Below are 16,110 nucleotides of genomic sequence, written 5' to 3'. Positions count from 1 at the left end.
TCTAGAGGAGGATTTTCAATGGCAAGTGTAACTTTAGAACATATAACAAAACATTTTGGTGATGTTACAGCAGTTAAGGATCAAAATTTAGAGATTAAGGATAAAGAATTTGTAGTTTTAGTTGGACCATCTGGTTGCGGAAAGTCAACTACCTTAAGAATGATTGCAGGCTTAGAAGAAATTAGTGAAGGGACTTTAAAAATTGGTGATCAAGTAGTAAATGATGTAGCTCCAAAAGATAGAGATATTGCCATGGTTTTTCAAAATTATGCTCTTTATCCACATATGAATGTTTATGATAATATGGCTTTTGGGCTTAAATTGCGTAAATTTCCGAAAGAAGAGATAGAGCGAAGAGTCCAAGAAGCTGCCGAAATATTAGGGATAGAGCAGTTATTAAATAGAAAACCCAAACAGCTATCTGGAGGTCAAAGACAGAGAGTAGCATTAGGAAGAGCTATTGTCCGGGAACCTAAAGTTTTTTTAATGGATGAACCTCTTTCAAATTTAGATGCTAAATTAAGAGTGCAGATGCGGACTGAGCTTTCTAAATTGCATGATGAATTACAAACTACAATGATCTATGTAACTCATGATCAAACAGAAGCAATGACGATGGGAGATCGCATTGTTGTACTTAAAGATGGTCTAATTCAGCAGGTTGATGACCCTTTATCTCTTTACAATCACCCTAATAATATGTTTGTCGCTGGGTTTATTGGTTCACCTGCAATGAATTTTATGGATGCAACTATAATTAAAGAAGCGGATGATTATTTTATTGATGGTGACGGTACTTTTAAAATTAGAGTTCCTGAAGATAAAAAAGATTATGTGAAAGATTATGTCGAAAAAGATGTTGTTTTTGGGGTTAGACCTGAAGATATAGTTGATACTAATATAAATCATGATTTTGAAGTTAAAGCTGATAATTCTTTTAAGGCAGATGTAGATGTTGTAGAACCAATGGGTTCAGAAATTTATTTATATTTAGCAGAAGCTGGTCATTCCTTAATTGCTAGAGTTGAAGCTGAAAGTCAAGCTCAAGTTGGAGATACAATTTCATTAGGAGTTGACTTAAGAAAAATTCATATTTTTGATGCTCAAACTGAAGCAGTAATATTTTAATAAATTAAACTAAAATTAATAAGTTCACTCAAACAGCCGTTAAAACTACGGCTGTTTTTTGATTAATCTATAAATTTAAAGTATAATTATATTTAGAATTGTAATACAAGCAGTTGCTAATTAAGGAGGAACAATAATGCCTCGCCAAAAAAAGGATTTTTTATTAAACCCCTTTGTAATTATATTTATTTTAATAATAGTTATCTTTGCTGGATTTAATTTTTATCAAAATATGGTTAAATTAAATAAAATTGAAAATAGAATTGAAAAGATAGAATTACAAATTGCTGAATCTGAAGCTAAGCAAAAAGATTTGGAAGCAAAAATTAAGAATAGTAATAGTGATGAATATATTGAAGAAGTGGCAAGAGAAAAATTAGGTTTAGTCAAAAAAGGAGAAAAAGTCTTTATACCTGTTGAAGAGAATAATTCTAATCAGAAGGAAAATAAAGGAGACTAAAAGTTATTTCCGTTTATAATTAAATATTAATAATTTTGTAAAATAAAGGAGTTTTTCAATGACAGAATATATTAGTGTAGATTTAATTGAATTAGCAGCAAAAAAATTAAAATTGAAGTCAAATAAAGTTAAAGCAACAGTTGAGCTCTTAGATTCGGGGAATACAGTTCCTTTTATAGCTCGCTATCGTAAAGAAATGACAGGTAGTTTAGATGAAGAAGAAATAAGGAATGTAGAAGAAAAAGTAAATTATTTAAGAAGATTATATGAGCGAAAAAATGAAGTAGCAAATGCTGCAGATAAACAAGATAAATTAAATAAAGAAATCTTAAATAAACTTAAAAAGGCAAAGACTTTACAAGAAGTAGAAGATTTATACAGACCATTTAAAGTTAAAAAACAAACTAAAGCTGCTAAGGCATTAGCAAAAGGTTTAAAGCCTTTAGCAAAAATGATTTTTGAGCAGCAAAAAAATAAAACTGAAATAGAAAATATCGCCCTAAAATATATTGACCCTGAAAAAAAGTTAAAAACTATAGAAGAAGTTTTAAGTGGGGCTGAAGATATTATAGCAGGTGATATTTCTGATGATGCTGATTTGCGTAAAAAATTAAGAGAATATGTTTTCCAAAATGCTAAAATAGTTGCTGTTCAAAAAAATGAAGATGAAACAGGAAAATACCAAGATTATTATGATTTCAAAGAATCAATTAATAAAATACCACCACATAGAATTTTAGCCTTAAATAGAGGTGAAAAAGATGATGTTTTAAGAGTTAAAGCTGAAGTTGATGATGAACGAGCAGTTAATATGATTTATAATTTTTATGAGTTTGAGAACAAAAAAAGTAGTACATTCGAAAATTTAATTAAGGCAGTTGATTATGCTTATAAAAGATTAATTTTTCCTGCTCTAGAAAGAGAAATTAGAAATGAGCTAACTGAAAAAGCTGAAATAAAGGCGCTTAATAATTTTTCGACAAATCTAAAATCTTTATTAATGCAGCCACCATTAGAAGGTAAAAAAGTTTTGGCTGTTGATCCTGCTTTTAGAACAGGTTGTAAGTTAGCTGCTTTGACAGAAAAAGGTTCACTTTTAGAAACAGGTGCTATTTATCCTCATCCACCAATTAACAAGCCAGAAACAGCTGCTAAGACTATTGAAAACTTAGTTAAAGAACATAAAATTGATTTAATTGTAATTGGTAATGGAACTGCTAGTAGAGAGACCGAAACTTTTATTGCTGAACTTATTAAAAATGGACTTGAAGTAGAATATACTATTGTAAGTGAGGCAGGAGCTTCTGTATATTCAGCTTCCAAAATGGCAAGAAAAGAATTTCCCCAATTAGATGTTTCAATTAGAGGTGCAATTTCTATTGGGAGAAGATTACAAGATCCATTAGCTGAACTTGTAAAAATAGATCCCAAATCACTTGGGGTGGGGATGTACCAACATGATATCTCTCAAAAACGCTTAGAAAAGGCTTTAAATCAAGTTGTTGTAGATGCGGTTAACCATGTAGGTGTAGAAATTAATACTGCTTCAGCTGCCCTTTTAACATATGTAGCAGGTATTAGCTCTAATAATGCTCAAAAGATAATTGAATATAGAGATCAGAATGGTGATTTTAACAAAAGAGAAGAATTATTTGAAGTTTATGGCTTTGGACCTAAAACTTATGAACAGGCAGCTGGTTTTCTTCGTTTAGATTCAGCCTTAGATCCTTTAGCTTTAACTCCAATTCATCCTGAATCTTATCAAGCAGCTCAAAATATTTTAAAAGAGATTAATTTTAAAATGGCTGATATTAGAGATAAAAATAAAGTAGAAGAATTGAGAAAAAAATTAACTGAAATAAATTTAACTAAAATAGTTTCTAAATTAGAGATTGGAATTCCAACTGCTCGAGATATAATAAAATCTCTAAAACAGCCAGGGCGTGATCCAAGAGCTTCAATGCCAGCTCCAATTTTTAGAAAAGATATCTTGAAAATTGAAGATATTAAGCCTGGTCTGATTTTTAAGGGTAAAGTGCGAAATATAGTAGATTTTGGGGCTTTTATTGATATTGGTTTAAAACAAGATGGTTTATTACATATTTCAGAAATGAGTCAGATGTATGTTAATGATCCATTTGAAATTGTCGAAATTGGTCAAAATATAGATGTTCAAGTTCTAGCTGTTGATCAAAGTAGAGGTAGAATTTCTTTAACCTTAAAATTTTAGTCAATAAATTTGACAGTTATAATGTAATTAAGTTATAATGAGTACAATATAATATCTAGGGAGGAATTTTTTAAGCATGTCCATTGAAGTTGGAAGTATAGTTGTAGGAGAAATTACAGGGATAACAAATTTCGGTGCTTTTGTTGAATTGGAAAGTGGAGAGACAGGTCTTGTTCATATCTCTGAGGTTGCTAATACTTATGTAAAAGACATTAGCAATTTTTTAAAAGAAGGAGATGACGTTAAAGTTAAGGTCATTAATGTTGACAATGACGGGAAAATAGGTCTTTCTATTAAACAATTGGAGGATCCAGATGACAGAATTGATCATGCTCCAGAAATGTCTTTTGAAGAAAAAATGGATCGTTTCTTGAAGCAGAGCAGTGAGCGTCAGCAGGATCTAAAAAGTAGAGAGGCAAAAAATGGTGGTAGTTCCAAATAAATATTTGCCAATTTTTTATTAACTTTTTAAACATCCTTTAATTCGTTTAAGGGGTGTTTTCTCTTTTTTTAATATAAATTTCAAGTTAGACAAATAATTTAGAGGAGCAGTAATTATGAATGATAAAAAAATTATAGAATTGCAATTAGACAGAAAAATAAATAATTTTTTAGAGACTGCAGTAAGATGTCCTTTTTCTTTTCCAGCAGTTATTACTGTAAATCCATTTATCAATAAAATTGCAGCACCTACTATTTATTGGCTTAGTTGTCCTTATTTGACTTATCAAGTTGATCGCTTAGAAGCTGAGAGTGATTTGATTAGTAAATTAGGTAAAAAGTTGCAAGGAAATATTAATTTTAAAAATAAAATGGACAAAACACATAGTAAATATGCTAAAAATAGATTAGAATTACTTTCAAATGAACAAAAATCAAAGGCCAAAAATATTTCTGAAGATTTATATAAAACTTTAACTGAATCTGGAGTAGGAGGGATTCGGGATAAAAAAGGAATAAAATGTTTACATACTCATCTTGCTGACTTTTTGGTGGATCATTTTAATCCAGTTGGAAAAATTGTTTTTAATAAAATTAATTGGCCTAAAAAATGTAATATTTGTCAAGAAAGGGTTGATGGATTTGAAAGCAGCTGCAATTGATATTGGAACAAATTCTTGTCGATTATTGATTGGAGAAAAGAATTCAAATAATTCTTTTAATATTTTAGTCAGAGAAGTAGAGATAACCCGTTTAGGTGAAGGTGTAGATGAAAACAAAAATTTAAATAAAAGTGCTGTCAAAAGAGTTGAAGCGGCACTTAAAAAATATAAAAATATAATTGAAAAATACGAGGTTGAAAAAGTTAGAATTATAGGTACAAGTGCTTTAAGAGATGTAAATAATTCTGATTTATTAGCTGAAAGCATTGAAAAAATGGGCTTTAAATTAGAAATTATTAGTGGGGAAGAAGAAGCAGAGCTAAATTATTTGGGTGCTAGTTCTAATTTAGAAGCTAATTTTCTCTTAATTGATATTGGGGGAGGAAGTACTGAGTTTATTTGGGCTAATCAAAATAAAATTAATTTTAAAAGTCTTGATATAGGTTGTGTGAGACTGACAGAACGATTTATTGATTCACCAGCTAAAAAAGTTTCAGCAAAAGAAATTGAAAATATTAAAAAATATGTTGAAAATTTATTAAAATCAAGTTTGAAATTAAAGCAAAATTTTAGGATTAAAGGTGTAGGTGGTACGATAACTACTTTAGCTGCAATTAAATTAGAGTTAACAGAATATTTAAGTGAAAAAATTGAGAATCTAGAAATAACTAAAATTGAATTAGAACAAATAATTTCTAAATTGACTGAGCTAAAATTAGAAAAAAGAGCAATGATAAAAGGTCTGCAGGCAAAAAGGGCAGATATTATAGTAGCTGGTCTAATTATCTTAAATAGTATTTTAGATTATTTTGGCAGTGAAAATTTAGTTGTAAGTGATCAAGATTTACTTTATGGGCTTTTAAAAGAAGAATTAGTTAATTAAAAAACTAGATTTAAATAATTCTAATTAAAGATAAGATGATGGAGGCTTGAATAATGAAAGCTCGATTTAAAGAATTTATTCAAAAAAACAATCTACTTCTTAATTCTAGTAGAATTCTTTTAGCTGTTTCTGGAGGGCCTGATTCTTTAGCAATGTTAGACCTTTTTGATAAATTAAAAGAAGAGCTTAAAATCGAAATAGCTGTTGCCCATCTAGACCATATGTTTCGTAAAGAGTCAAAATCAGAAGCAGATTTTATTGAACGATTTGCTAAAAAAAGAGGGATTCAATTTTTTAGTAAAAGAGTTAATCTACCTCAAATAATAAAAACTAATAAAGTTTCGGCAGAAGCAGCAGCCCGTCAAGAAAGATTTACTTTTTTTAAAAATATTATTGCAAAAGAAAATTTTGACTTATTAGCTTTAGCTCATCATAAAGGAGATCAAGCTGAAACTGTTTTATTAAATCTATTTAGAGGTTGTGGTCTAAAAGGTTTAGGAGGAATTGAGCTCCAAGCAAAATTTAAAGAGTTAGAGTTAATACATCCGATGTTAATTTTCACTAAAAAAGAAATTTTAGCTTACTGTCAGCAGCAAAAATTAAGCCCTAGTTTTGATAGTAGTAACCAAGAAAATATTTATAGTCGGAATATAATTAGAAATGAAATTTTGCCATTAATAGAGAAGAAGATAAATCCAAAAGTAAAAGAAGTAATTGCTAAAAACAGTAAATTAATTGCTTCTGAAGCTGAATTTTTAGAAAAATTAGCTAAAAAAAAATACAAAGAACTTTTAGTTAAAGAAAAATCAACTAAAATTATTATAGACTTTAATTCTCTTTTAGCTCTAGATCAGGTTATACAACGGAGAATTTATAGACAGATTTATAAAAGATTAAATAATAATCTTGATGATTTATACCTTGAGCATATTTTTGAAATAGAAAAATTAATTGCTGATAAAAAAACTGGTAGAGGAGTTGATATTGCCTCTGGCATTAGAGTTGAAATTAGTTATTCAAATTTAATTTTTTCAAAAGGATCTCAGTCAAAACAAAAATTAGAAAATAAAATAAAAATCAATTTAGGGCAAAAAATTAAGATTAATAAGAAATATAGTTTAAAAGCTAAAGTTGTAAATGAAAAAGATTTTGCTTTTGTTTCCGATCCCAAAAGGGCAGCATTTGATTATGAAAAAATAGATGGCCCTTTATTTATTAGAAATAGAAAAGCTGGAGATAAGTTAAGACCTCTGGGGATGAAAGGCCAGAAAAAAATTAAAGATATTCTAATTGATGCAAAAGTACCAAAGTATCAAAGAGATCAAGTTCCTGTTATTGTGGATGGAAATGATAATCTGCTTTGGCTGGCCCCTTATAAGCTTTCTGATAAATTTAAAGTAACTGTAAAAACAGATAAGATTTTAATTTTAGAATTAGAATATAATTAGGAGGATCACAATGGGTGAAAATACTATTTTTGCAGATGATATTAAAGAAGTGATTATTGACGAAAAGGCAATAGAAAAGAGAATTGAAGAACTGGGTAAAGAAATTACTGCTAGTTATGATGATGATGCCGATATAGTGATGTTATGTATTTTAAGGGGAGCTATTTTATTTATGGCTGATTTGGCAAGAGAAATTGATTTGCCAGTTGTTTTCGATTTTATGGATGTTTCTAGTTATGGTGCTTCTACAGAATCATCTGGGGTTGTTAGAATTGTTAAAGATATGGAAGAAAATATTGAAGGTAGACATTTAATTATTGTAGAAGATATAATAGATACTGGTAGGACTTTAAAACATGTTATTGATATGTTACAAACTCGTGATCCTAAAAGTATTAAAGTGGTTACTTTATTAGATAAACCAGATCGTAGAGTGCAGAAAAAAATTGATGCAGATTTCAATGGTTTTGAAATACCAGATGAATTTGTAGTTGGATATGGTTTAGATTTTGCTGAAAAATATAGAAATCTTTCATTCATTGGTGTTTTAAAAGAAAAGTTATATAAATAAAAAAATACTCACGACTTAAAAAATATTTGAATTTTATTATTTTAATTTAAATTTAATATTCATCATTTATAATTAAAATTAGCTGACTATTTAGCTAAATTTTAATTAAATTTCATTAATAAGATATAGAACTTGAATATTTACAAAATATAAATATTATGTTATAATATTTTACTGTATATGATTTAAGTCGTAGGGGAGGTAAAGAAATTTGAATAAGTTTGTTAAGAATATAGGATTTTATTTAATTTTGATTGCTATATCTATTTTAGTAGCTCAATTTTTTATGCAGCAGGGGCCAACTGCTTTAGAAGAGTTTACATACACAGATCTTCTAGAAGAAGTTGCTGCTGATAAGATTAATAGGGTAACTATTATTGGTAATCAAGAAGTTACAGGTGAAATTGATAATAAAGAATTTAAAGTTCCAGTACCACCGGAAGCTATTCCTTCATTAATGCAGGAGTTGAGAGCTGGTAAAGTTAATATTAAAACTAAGCCTCAACCAACTACACCCTGGTGGATAAATATTTTAAGTTATATATTACCAGTGGTTATTTTAATTGTAGCTTGGATTTTCATTATGCAGAAAATGCAAGGTGGCGGCAGTAAAATGATGTCATTTGGCAAAAGTAAAGCTAAGCTAAATGAAAGTGATGTAGATATAACTTTTGCTGATGTAGCAAATTATGAAGAAGTAAAAGAAGAGTTACAAGAGGTAATTCAATTTTTAAAGAAACCTGATAAGTTTACAGAACTCGGGGCAGAGGTTCCTAAAGGAGTACTGATGGTTGGTCCTCCAGGAACTGGTAAAACCTTAATGGCAAAAGCTGTTGCAGGTGAAGCAGGAGTTCCTTTCTACTTTATCAGTGGTTCAGATTTTGTGGAGATGTTTGTAGGGGTAGGTGCTTCTCGAGTTAGAGATTTATTTGAAAAGGGAAAGAAAAATTCTCCCTGTATTATCTTTATCGATGAGCTTGATGCTGTAGGTCGTCAGCGTGGAGCTGGACTTGGTGGAGGTCATGATGAAAGAGAACAAACTTTAAATCAGTTACTTGTTGAAATGGATGGTTTTGAGCCAAATGAAGGTATTATTTTGATGGCTGCTACAAATAGACCTGATGTCTTAGATCCTGCTTTATTAAGACCTGGTCGTTTTGATAGACAAGTAATGGTTGATAAACCAGATAGATTAGGAAGACAAAAAATATTAGAAATTCATGTTAAAGATAAACCATTAGCTGATGATATTGATCTTGAAGTTCTAGCTAAAAGAACACCTGGTTTTACTGGGGCAGATATGGAGAACTTAGCTAATGAAGCTGCCATTTTAGCTGCTAGAAGAGCTAAAAAGATAATTGCTATGAAAGAATTTGATGATGCAATTGATAGAGTAATTGCTGGACCTGCTCGAAAGAGTAAAGTTGTTTCAGAGGAAGAGAAAAACCTTGTTTCTTATCATGAAACAGGACATGCTCTCTTAGGTGAACTATTAGAACATGCTGATCGAACTCATAAAGTTACAATTATTCCTCGCGGTAGAGCAGGTGGATTTACAGTGCCTTTACCTTCAGATGATCAAAACTTTATGACTAAAGGACAACTTTTAGATAAAGTTACTAGTTTATTAGGAGGAAGAGCAGCAGAAGCTATTTTCCTTGATGATATAAGTACAGGAGCTCAAAATGATATTGAAAGAGCAACTCAAATTATTAGAGCAATGGTAACTGAGTATGGAATGAGCGAAAACTTAGGTCCATTAACCCTTGGTCAAAAACATGATCAACAGGTATTTTTAGGCAGAGATATTTCTCGTCAGAGAAATTATAGTGAAGAAGTGGCTGCTAGAATTGATAAAGAAATTAGTAAAATGGTTGAAGAATCTTATAGTAAAGCTGAACGATTACTAAAAGATAATTCTGAAACAGTTGAAAAAATTGTAACTGCTTTAAAAGAGTATGAAACTTTAAATGCTGATCAGATTAAGAGAATAATGAGAGGTGAAGAGATTACTGGTGATCCAGATAAAGATAGAATAGAAGAGGATTCTAGTAATCAAGCTGAAAGTGATGAGTTAATTACTACTTTTAAGCCAGAAACAGAAGAAAAATAAATAGATAGATATTTTTATAAACCAGTCATTTTTAGTGGCTGGTTTTTTATTTACTTTTATTTTTTATTTGAAATTGTTAAAATTAGTTTAATTAGATTCAATTAATAATTTAGATTAGCAACATTTTAATTATTAATCTTTATTTTGAATTCAGTTAAAATTTGATTTTAGGGGAGGCAATAATGTTTAAGTTAGATAAAGTTCAATTTAAAAATATTTTAAATATTGAAAGTTTAAGGCTTGAACAAAACAAAATAACTGCAATTAAAGGAAGTAGTGGTGGAGGTAAAACAACATTTTTAAAACTTTTAAATAATATGATTACTCCAGAAAAAGGTAAAATAACTTATAAAGAAAAAAATATTAAAGATTTTGATCCTGCTTTATTAAGAAGAGAAGTTATGATGTTACCTCAAAATCCCAAAATTTTTAAAGGAACAATCAGAGATAACTTTGAAAAAGCTGAATTAATTAGGGGTGGAAATCTTTCTTCACCTGAGAGATATAATCAGCTGTTAGTTCAAGTTGCTTTAACTAATAGCTTAAATGAACAAGCTAATAATTTATCTGGGGGAGAAAAACAACGTTTAGCTTTAGCAAGGATTATACTTTTAGAACCTAAAGTTTTACTTTTGGATGAGCCATCTTCTGCTTTAGATCAAAAAACAGAGGAAAAAATTATTAAAATGGTAGTTAACTATATCAAAAAAAATAATAGAACTTTAATTATGGTAACTCATAGTCTTCAGCTTGCTGAAGTCTTTGCTGATCGAATTATTGAAATTGAAAATGGTAAAATAAATAATAAATAAGAATATTAAGTAAGATATTTTAATTTAGACTTTAAAAAAGGAGAGAAGTTTATGCAAAATGATATTTTGAGTATTCAGATTAGTCAACTTTTTTTTGCTTATCTTTTTGTTTTAGTCTTATTATTAATTGTTAAAAAGAAAAACATAGGTCATAAAAGTGAAATTTTACTTGTTTCATTGAGAATGACCATTCAATTAGTTGCAGTTGGTTTTATTTTGGAATATATTTTTGCGAACCAAAATCCATATTATAGTATTTCAATTTTATTAATTATGGAATCATTTGCTATCTATAATATATATAGTAGAGTTCAGTCACAAATTTCTAAACAATTAAAAATTATTATTGCAAGCTCAATGTTTTTAGGTACAACAATTAGTATTATTTTCTTTGTTATAGTAGTAGTTGGATTAAGTCCTTGGTTTAGATCTGATTATTTTATACCACTTTCAGGAATGTTGATTGGAAATTCAATGACTGGTATTTCACTAGGTGTTAATTATTTGATAGATGGCTTTAAAGATAATCAGGCTCTAATTGAAAATTATTTAATGTTAGGGGCAGAACCAGAAACTGCTGCCAAAGAAATTAGTGACCGTGCTTTTTATAATGCAATTTTGCCAACTATTAATTCAATGATGGGAATTGGTATTGTTTTTTTGCCTGGAATGATGACAGGCCAAATTTTAGCTGGAGCTTCACCTTTAATTGCTATTAAATATCAAATTGCAATAATGCTAGGTATTCTGGGGAGTGTAACATTGACTGTCTTTTTTATGGTTAATCGTGGTGCCTTAACTTTTTTTAATTCTAGAAAACAATTGGATATCTAAATTAAAATTAAACTTGGTCTAAAATATTAAGTAGTAATTAATTAAAGCAGGAATTAATTAGATTATATTGAAATATTTAAATAAGGAATTAATTATAATCTAAATTTTTATTAAATAATTTGAGGGGGAAAAATATTGAAAAGTGATATTCAAATTGCACAAGAGGCAGAAATCAAAGAAATAGTAGGAATAGCTCAAAAACTTGGTTTAAAAGAAGATGATTTAGAATTATATGGAAAATATAAAGCTAAGGTTAAATTAGATGTTTTCGAAAAATATTCTGAAAAAAAAGATGGAAAATTAGTATTAGTTACTGCTATAACCCCAACACCTGCTGGAGAAGGTAAAACTACTACTACAGTTGGTTTAGGTCAAGCTTTAAATAGGATTGGTAAAAAAGCTGTGATTGCAATTAGAGAACCTTCTTTAGGGCCAACAATGGGGATCAAGGGAGGAGCTGCAGGAGGTGGTTATGCTCAGGTAATTCCAATGGAAGATATAAATTTACATTTCACTGGAGATATTCACGCTATAGGTATTGCCCATAACTTATTAGCAGCAGCAATTGATAATCACATTAAACAAGGGAATGAATTAGATATTGATCCAACTCAAGTTACTTTTAAAAGGGCAGTAGATATGAATGATCGAGCTTTAAGGAATACTATTGTTGGGCTTGGGGGTTCTAAAAATGGCTATCCAAGAGAAGATGGTTTTTTAATTACAGTTGCTTCGGAAATTATGGCAATTTTATGTTTAGCAAATGATTTAATGGAATTAAAAAAGAAATTAAGTAAAATTGTAATTGGTTATAATTATGCGGGCGAAAGTGTAACTGCTAATGATTTAAAAGTAGCAGGAGCTATGACAGCATTATTAAAAGATGCAATTAAACCTAATTTAGTTCAAACTTTAGAAAATACGCCAGCTTTTATCCATGGAGGACCTTTTGCTAATATTGCCCATGGCTGTAATAGTGTGATGGCAACTAAGTTAGCAATGAAGTTAGGTGATATAACTGTTACAGAAGCTGGTTTTGGAGCTGATTTGGGAGCTGAAAAATTTTATAATATAAAGTCTAGGTTTGCTAATTTAAAAGCTGATGCAACTGTACTTGTTGCAACAATTAGGGCCTTAAAAATGCACGGGGGAGTAGCAAAAGAAGAATTGAAAACGGAAAATTTAGCAGCTTTAGCACAGGGAATAGAAAACTTAGAAAAACATATAGAAAATATGAATAAATTTGGAGTTCCAATTGTTGTAGCTATTAATAGATTTCCTGATGATACTGAAGCAGAGCTTGAATTAGTAAGAGAAAAATGTGAAAAGTTAGGAGTTAAAGTAGCTTTATCTGAAGTGTGGGCTGCAGGAGGAGCAGGTGGAGAAGAACTTGCTCAAGCAGTTGTTGAGCTTTTAGAAAACGAAGAAAGTAAATTTGAATATCTTTATGATCAAAATTCTTCAATTAAGACTAAAATTGAAACTATTGCTGCTGAAATTTATGGAGCTGATGGTGTCGATTATAGTGAGCAAGCATTACAGCAGATTGAAAAGTATAAAGAAAACGGTTATGCTAAGATACCAGTTTGTATGGCCAAGACTCAGAGTTCAATTTCAGATAATCCTAATTTAAAAGGTCACCCAAGTGGATTTAAAATTAGTGTTAAATCAATAAATCTTTCAGCAGGAGCTGGCTTTTTAGTTGTGATGACAGGGCCTGTATTAACAATGCCAGGTTTACCTAAAAGACCTTCAGCTGAAGAAATAGATATTGATGCTCAGGGCAAAATTACTGGATTGTTTTAAATAACTTTAAAAAGATGAATAAATAAGTTATAATAAAAATAAGATAATATAGTGATAGAGTAGACAGAAGGCGTAGAGTGTTCAGAGATGGGACGTCGCTCTGAAACGAAAGCTTAAAGCTGCGGTCTTGCTGTCGCGTCCGCTGTCACCAAAGTTTCCTCTTTCTTTGGTGCAGGTTAAACTATCAGCTAACCAGAGAGGGAGGGAGGTGGAAACATGAAAATAAGTACAAAAAAGATTGCTTATTTATCTTTTTTAATTGCTTTGACCGTTATTTTAACTAGAGTTTTAAGTATTAGAATTCCAGTTGCTGGGGTTGAAGGTGTTAGAATTGGTTTTGGAGCTTTGCCAATTATATTTGCTGGTATAGCTTTTGGACCACTAGCAGGAGCCATTGTAGGCGCACTTGGTGATATTTTAGGGTATTTTATTAATCCTATTGGTGCTTATATGCCTCATTTTACTTTTACATCATTATTAACTGGTTTTATTCCAGGTTTTATGATTTTTTATGTACTCAAACGTTGTAGAACTTTACCAGTAATTTTGATTGCTATTTCAGTAGGACAAGTTATTTCTTCTTTAATCTTGGTTCCTTATTTTATAAATAATTTGTTTGAAGTATCATTTGCTATTTTAATGCCTCCAAGGGTATTAAGTCAGTTAATTAATGTTCCAATTTATGTCTATTTTATTAAAACTTTAATTAATTATAAAAGTGTTGAGATAAAAAAAGTAAAGGCAGGAAGTAACTGCTAGAAAATTAAATAATAAATTAAAAGGACCCGTTTCGGGTCCTTTTTCTAGGAGAGTTGATAATGCAAGATTTAAATCATTTGAATAGGAAAAGAATAGAGAAAAAATTAAAAAATAATTTAGCTCATAATTTTGAGTTAAAAATATATGAAGAAATAGGATCCACAAATAAAATAGCAAAAGAATATTTACAGCAAAAAGCTTTAGCAGCAAATTCTTTAAATAATATCATTATTTTTACTGCTAATCGGCAAATAGCAGGGCGTGGTAGAAAGGGTCATTCTTGGTTTTCTGATGATCCAGCTAGTTTAGCAGTTTCATTTTTATTTAAAATAAATAAGGACTTAGAAAATATTCCTCAAATAACAGCTGCAGCGGCTTTAGCAGTTCATAAAACTTTGGTAAATTTTGGTCTCCAAACAAAAATTAAATGGCCTAATGATATTTTAGTTAAAAATAAAAAGATATGTGGCATTTTATCTGAACTAGTTTTTGATAAAAAACAAGGAACTTTTGTTATAATTGGCTGTGGAATAAATTTAAATAATATTAATTTCAAAAAAGAAATAAATAAAATTGCAACTTCTTATTATTTAGAAAAAGCCAAAAAATTAGATAAGAGTTTATTTTTAGCTGAATTAATTTTAGAAATGGAAATTAAGCTTAAGTCATACCTAAATGATAATCAACAAAAAATTATTGAACTTTGGAAAAAAAAGTTGGCTTTAAAAAATAAGAAAGTAGACTTGGTATATAAAGGTAATAAATATAGGGTTTTAATTAAAGCAGTTCTAAACACTGGTGAGCTTTTAGTTGTTTTTGCTGATGGAAGTCAAAAAAAATTACAATCATTACATACAACTTTAGATTATAAAACTTTAACTGATTTTGAAGAAAGGATCTAAAAAAATGAAATATAAATTTAATTTAATTTTAATTATTTTAATTCTATTTTTATTTTCTAATCTAGTTTCTGCTCAAACTTTAGAAGTTGCTTTAGTAAGCGATATTGGTGGTTTTGAAGATTATAATTATAATCAACAGTTAAAAGATTCCTTAATTAAAGCTGCCAATGATTTTGATCTGGTAGTTAAATTTGAAGAATCAAATTTAATGTCTGAGTACTTAGAGAAAATTAATGGTTATGCTGAAAATAGATTTGATTTAATTTGGGGGCTTGGCTTTACCATGGAGCAAGCAATTAGAGAAGCAGCCCAGATGTACCCAAAGCGTAATTTTGTGTTATTTGATGGTAGAGTAAAAGAAGAAAATGTTAAATCAATTATTTTTAATAAAAAAGAAGCAGGCTTTTTGGCAGGACTTGTAGCTGGTTTTGAAACAAATACTAAAAATGTTGCTTTTATAGGTGGTAAAAATAATAAAGAAATAACAGAATATCAATTAGGTTTTGAAAAAGGTGTTAAAGCAGTCAATGCTGAAATAAAAATTTATAATGAGTATTTAGCTAGTTTTAATGATTTTTCTCGAGCTAAAAAAGTTACTAAAAAATTAGCAGTAAAAAAAGTAGATATAGTATTTTATGCTGCTGGAGCTTCTGGTCAAGGGATTATTGAGACTGCTTTGCAGGAAAACTTAAAACTAATTTCTTTAGCTGCTGCTGATATCAATTTGGCTCCTAATAATATGTTAACTGTTATCTTAAAAAATACTGATTATTTAGTAAAAAAAGTAATTACTGATTACCAAAATTCTAATTATGAAAATGGAGTAAAGGAATATGGCTTAGCGGAAAATGCTTTGATTATTGATCAAGACCAAGCAAAAGATATGATGATTACTAAAAACATAAAGAAGATTGAAGAATACAAACAGCGTTATCTTAGTAATGAAATAAAATAATAATTAAATAGTATAAATTAGTAGGAATTAGATTTTCAACTTAGCAAATATGACTTGAAGTCAAAAAAGTATTTAAATCTTTTTTGATTTGTGATAAGATAAAGAA

15 protein-coding genes and 1 riboswitch are annotated in these 16,110 nt (G+C 29.3%); all 15 genes read left to right on the top strand.

Features of this window, described 5'->3' with window-relative positions:
* The first annotated feature begins 18 nt into the window (after positions 1-18).
* The 15 genes from HPRAE_RS08875 (at position 19) to HPRAE_RS08805 (ending at position 16,004) form a co-directional block, all read left to right on the top strand.
* Complete coding sequence (locus tag HPRAE_RS08875; protein ID WP_014553880.1) at positions 19-1,128, top strand: ABC transporter ATP-binding protein; 1,110 nt, start codon at positions 19-21, stop codon at positions 1,126-1,128.
* A gap of 136 nt (positions 1,129-1,264) precedes the next feature.
* Positions 1,265-1,588, top strand: a complete 324-nt coding sequence (locus HPRAE_RS08870) for an FtsB family cell division protein (protein WP_014553879.1) — start codon at positions 1,265-1,267, stop codon at positions 1,586-1,588.
* A 58-nt stretch (positions 1,589-1,646) separates the two neighbouring features.
* The gene (locus HPRAE_RS08865) at positions 1,647-3,818 is read left to right on the top strand and encodes a Tex family protein (RefSeq protein ID WP_014553878.1); all 2,172 of its coding nucleotides are present in this window, start codon (positions 1,647-1,649) and stop codon (positions 3,816-3,818) included.
* 76 nt (positions 3,819-3,894) lie between these two features.
* Positions 3,895-4,260: a S1 RNA-binding domain-containing protein gene (locus tag HPRAE_RS08860; RefSeq protein ID WP_014553877.1), complete on the top strand. Its 366-nt coding sequence runs from the start codon at positions 3,895-3,897 to the stop codon at positions 4,258-4,260.
* A 115-nt stretch (positions 4,261-4,375) separates the two neighbouring features.
* Positions 4,376-4,921 carry a DUF501 domain-containing protein gene (locus HPRAE_RS08855; protein ID WP_014553876.1) on the top strand — a complete coding sequence of 182 codons (546 nt, stop codon included), beginning with the start codon at positions 4,376-4,378 and terminating at the stop codon, positions 4,919-4,921.
* Positions 4,896-5,804 carry a Ppx/GppA phosphatase family protein gene (locus HPRAE_RS08850; RefSeq protein WP_245528264.1) on the top strand — a complete coding sequence of 303 codons (909 nt, stop codon included), beginning with the start codon at positions 4,896-4,898 and terminating at the stop codon, positions 5,802-5,804. Before HPRAE_RS08855 ends, HPRAE_RS08850 begins: the two co-directional genes overlap by 26 nt.
* Before the next feature lie 53 nt (positions 5,805-5,857).
* The gene (tilS, locus tag HPRAE_RS08845) at positions 5,858-7,252 is read left to right on the top strand and encodes a tRNA lysidine(34) synthetase TilS (protein WP_014553874.1); all 1,395 of its coding nucleotides are present in this window, start codon (positions 5,858-5,860) and stop codon (positions 7,250-7,252) included.
* A gap of 10 nt (positions 7,253-7,262) precedes the next feature.
* Positions 7,263-7,823 (top strand): hypoxanthine phosphoribosyltransferase, encoded by a 561-nt coding sequence (hpt, locus tag HPRAE_RS08840; protein WP_014553873.1) that lies wholly within the window; start codon positions 7,263-7,265, stop codon positions 7,821-7,823.
* Between the two features lie 211 nt (positions 7,824-8,034).
* A complete protein-coding gene (gene ftsH / locus HPRAE_RS08835) occupies positions 8,035-9,936 on the top strand; it encodes an ATP-dependent zinc metalloprotease FtsH (protein ID WP_014553872.1) in 1,902 nt (633 codons plus the stop codon).
* 182 nt (positions 9,937-10,118) lie between these two features.
* Complete coding sequence (locus HPRAE_RS08830; RefSeq protein ID WP_014553871.1) at positions 10,119-10,748, top strand: ABC transporter ATP-binding protein; 630 nt, start codon at positions 10,119-10,121, stop codon at positions 10,746-10,748.
* Between the two features lie 51 nt (positions 10,749-10,799).
* On the top strand, positions 10,800-11,582 hold the full coding sequence (locus HPRAE_RS08825) for an ABC transporter permease (RefSeq protein WP_014553870.1): 783 nt from the start codon (positions 10,800-10,802) through the stop codon (positions 11,580-11,582).
* A gap of 135 nt (positions 11,583-11,717) precedes the next feature.
* On the top strand, positions 11,718-13,388 hold the full coding sequence (locus tag HPRAE_RS08820) for a formate--tetrahydrofolate ligase (protein WP_014553869.1): 1,671 nt from the start codon (positions 11,718-11,720) through the stop codon (positions 13,386-13,388).
* Between the two features lie 53 nt (positions 13,389-13,441).
* Positions 13,442-13,535: riboswitch (THF riboswitch) on the top strand.
* A gap of 69 nt (positions 13,536-13,604) precedes the next feature.
* Positions 13,605-14,147: a folate family ECF transporter S component gene (locus tag HPRAE_RS08815; protein ID WP_014553868.1), complete on the top strand. Its 543-nt coding sequence runs from the start codon at positions 13,605-13,607 to the stop codon at positions 14,145-14,147.
* 59 nt (positions 14,148-14,206) lie between these two features.
* Positions 14,207-15,049, top strand: coding sequence for a biotin--[acetyl-CoA-carboxylase] ligase (locus tag HPRAE_RS08810; RefSeq protein ID WP_014553867.1), 843 nt, complete (start codon positions 14,207-14,209; stop codon positions 15,047-15,049).
* A 4-nt stretch (positions 15,050-15,053) separates the two neighbouring features.
* The gene (locus tag HPRAE_RS08805; RefSeq protein WP_014553866.1) at positions 15,054-16,004 is read left to right on the top strand and encodes a BMP family ABC transporter substrate-binding protein; all 951 of its coding nucleotides are present in this window, start codon (positions 15,054-15,056) and stop codon (positions 16,002-16,004) included.
* Positions 16,005-16,110: the final 106 nt, after the last annotated feature.

The sequence above is a fragment of the Halanaerobium praevalens DSM 2228 genome (assembly GCF_000165465.1).
Lineage (GTDB): Bacteria > Bacillota > Halanaerobiia > Halanaerobiales > Halanaerobiaceae > Halanaerobium > Halanaerobium praevalens.
This window is presented reverse-complemented; position numbering and strand designations above follow the sequence as displayed.

Excerpts from the sequence above, each read along its gene's own strand:
- HPRAE_RS08875 (WP_014553880.1), top strand. The coding sequence starts at position 19 with ATGGCAAGTGTAACTTTAGAACATATAACAAAACATTTTGGTGATGTT.
- HPRAE_RS08870 (WP_014553879.1), top strand. The coding sequence starts at position 1,265 with ATGCCTCGCCAAAAAAAGGATTTTTTATTAAACCCCTTTGTAATTATA.
- HPRAE_RS08865 (WP_014553878.1), top strand. The coding sequence starts at position 1,647 with ATGACAGAATATATTAGTGTAGATTTAATTGAATTAGCAGCAAAAAAA.
- HPRAE_RS08860 (WP_014553877.1), top strand. The coding sequence starts at position 3,895 with ATGTCCATTGAAGTTGGAAGTATAGTTGTAGGAGAAATTACAGGGATA.
- HPRAE_RS08855 (WP_014553876.1), top strand. The coding sequence starts at position 4,376 with ATGAATGATAAAAAAATTATAGAATTGCAATTAGACAGAAAAATAAAT.
- HPRAE_RS08850 (WP_245528264.1), top strand. The coding sequence starts at position 4,896 with ATGGATTTGAAAGCAGCTGCAATTGATATTGGAACAAATTCTTGTCGA.
- tilS (WP_014553874.1), top strand. The coding sequence starts at position 5,858 with ATGAAAGCTCGATTTAAAGAATTTATTCAAAAAAACAATCTACTTCTT.
- hpt (WP_014553873.1), top strand. The coding sequence starts at position 7,263 with ATGGGTGAAAATACTATTTTTGCAGATGATATTAAAGAAGTGATTATT.
- HPRAE_RS08830 (WP_014553871.1), top strand. The coding sequence starts at position 10,119 with ATGTTTAAGTTAGATAAAGTTCAATTTAAAAATATTTTAAATATTGAA.
- HPRAE_RS08825 (WP_014553870.1), top strand. The coding sequence starts at position 10,800 with ATGCAAAATGATATTTTGAGTATTCAGATTAGTCAACTTTTTTTTGCT.
- HPRAE_RS08815 (WP_014553868.1), top strand. The coding sequence starts at position 13,605 with ATGAAAATAAGTACAAAAAAGATTGCTTATTTATCTTTTTTAATTGCT.
- HPRAE_RS08810 (WP_014553867.1), top strand. The coding sequence starts at position 14,207 with ATGCAAGATTTAAATCATTTGAATAGGAAAAGAATAGAGAAAAAATTA.
- HPRAE_RS08805 (WP_014553866.1), top strand. The coding sequence starts at position 15,054 with ATGAAATATAAATTTAATTTAATTTTAATTATTTTAATTCTATTTTTA.